Here is a 2,288-nt window from a genome sequence, read left to right as displayed (position 1 = left end):
GACGCCGACATGTCGGAAGAGTCCACCAAGCTGCAGGCCCTGCAGGTCAAGCAGCAGCTCGGCGTCCAGGCCCTTTCCATCGCCAACCAGTCCGCCCAGAACATCCTCTCCCTGTTCCAGTCGAACGGCTAAGCGGAGGGCGGCTCCAAGCCGCCCCGAGGAAAGTGGAAACGAAGGCTCCGGACGTCGCCGTCCGGAGCCTTCGTCGTTTTGCGCATGACGCCTTGCAGGTCGCGGCTTCCACCCCCGCGAACCGGGTCGACCGCAACCCCCAAGATCTCGGGGGAGGGAAGGAAAGCCAAACCCTCGGCGACCGGCCTTTCGATTCATCGCTCCTTAAAGGCTGGGGTCTAGATTCGACCCCATGAGAGATTGATCGGAAAAGACGTTTCCGAACAAAGGCATGATGCCGCTCCCTCATGCTGGCTCAGACCCAGCCTGTCCCTTATCCGTACCCATGTACCGGGACAAATTTCATGGTTAGCGTGAACACCAACGCAGCCGCCATCACGGCGCTGCGCACCCTGCAGAACACCAACAGCCAGCTCGATTCGGTGCAGAACCGCATCTCGACGGGCTACCGGATCGGCGAAGCGAAGGACAACGCGGCGTACTGGTCGATCTCGGTGACGCTGAAGTCCGACAACAAGTCGCTCTCGACCGTCAAGGACGCCCTCAACCTCGGCGCGGCGACGGTGGACACGATGTACCAGGGCCTGAACAAGGCCAAGGACGTGCTCGACGAGATCAAGGCCAAGCTGACCTCCGCCACCCAGGCCGGCGTCGATCGCAAGGCCGTGCAGTCCGATATCGACGCGCTGCAGGACCAGCTGAAGTCGATCGCCACCTCCTCGAACTTCTCCGGCGAGAACTGGCTCTCCGTCAATTCCGGCCTCACCGGGTTCAGCGCAGAGAAGTCGGTCGTCGCGTCGTATTCCCGCGACGTGAACAACGCGGTCTCGATCGGTACCGTGAAGATCGACACGTCGGCGACGGCGCTGTTCGACACGAAGGCGGGCTCGTCGATGGGCATCGTCAACTCGCAGTCGACGCTGTCGTCGGACGGCATGGACCTCGACTTCGGCGGCAACGCGGCCACCGGCACGGCGCCGGCGCTGCAGGGCCTCGACACCGCGGTCGCCAAGGCCGGCCTCGACGTCGGCGCGCTGGCGGCCGCCAAGGTGACGCTCGGCACCTACACCGCGGCGGGCATCGACAAGGCCGACAAGCTGAGCTTCGACCTGTCGCTGAACGGCAGCGCCGCCAAGACGATCACGGTCGCGCTCGCCTCGGTCGGCAGCGCCGCCAACCTGGCGACCGCGCTGCAGACCGCGATCAACGACACGACCGCCTTCGGCACCGGCGCCGTCGCGGTCGCGGCCGACGGTTCGGGCGTGATCACCATCACCTCCGGCGCCAGCGGCTCGGCTTCGTCCGTCTCGTTCAGCAACCTCAAGGCCATCGACGGCGACGGCACCGTCTCGACTATCACCGGCTTCTCCGCCCTCAACGGCGTCGCCAAGTTCGGTGCTGGCTCCGCGAACGCCATGACGGACGTGACGCATAGCGACACGCTGGTCAACAACGACGTGCTGCAGTTCAAGTTCACCTACAACGGCGATCTCTACCAGACGTCGGCGAAGACCATCACGCAGGCCACGGACTCGGCCGACGCGACCAAGTTCGCCGCGACGCTGCAGGCGATGATGAACGGTGCTACTCGCGTCAGCGACGGTACCGCTCTCGGCTCCGGGAAGGTCACGGCGGCTCTCGGCTCGACCGGCAAGTTCACCATCTCGACGGTGGGCACCGGTCCTTCGCAGACGGTCGGCATCCAGAGCGTGTCGGTGAACGGCGCGGTCGTCACGGGTGCGACTGCGGCGAACGGTCTGGCGGTCGGCAACGGCACGTATGCAACGGCGAACGACGTCGGCAAGACCGGCGCGATCGCGGCTCCCGGCTCCAGCGGCGACACGATCTCGTTCGACCTGACCGTCTACGGCGACAACGCCACGGCGACCGGCTCGACCGCGATCAAGAAGACCGTCTCCTTCGTGTCGAACTCCACCCAGGCCAACAACGCCGCCAACCTGCAGGCCGCTCTGAACACAGCCTTCGGCGTCGGCGTCCTGGCGGTGAACACCACCACCGGCGAGATCAGCACGGTCAAGACCGGCCCGAACGTCGGCCTCCTGATGGCCAACGTCGCGGTGAAGGATGGCGACGGGGTGTTGTCTTCCAGCATCGGCCTGACCACGGCCACGGTATCCGGTGTCGGCCGTGACCTG

2 protein-coding genes are annotated in these 2,288 nt (G+C 65.7%); both read left to right on the top strand.

Features of this window, described 5'->3' with window-relative positions; genetic code table 11:
* Window positions 1–132 (top strand): flagellin (locus F6X38_RS23180; RefSeq protein ID WP_281353100.1); only part of this gene is annotated, 132 nt, incomplete at its 5' end.
* 344 nt (window positions 133–476) lie between these two features.
* The coding region (locus tag F6X38_RS23175; RefSeq protein ID WP_150974095.1) for a flagellin N-terminal helical domain-containing protein at window positions 477–2,288 on the top strand (1,812 nt) is incomplete at its 3' end.

The organism is Plantimonas leprariae, assembly GCF_008802405.1.
Taxonomy (GTDB): domain Bacteria; phylum Pseudomonadota; class Alphaproteobacteria; order Rhizobiales; family Rhizobiaceae; genus Plantimonas; species Plantimonas leprariae.
The sequence above is the reverse complement of the archived record's forward strand: the minus strand, read 5'-3'. Positions and strand labels throughout refer to the sequence as shown.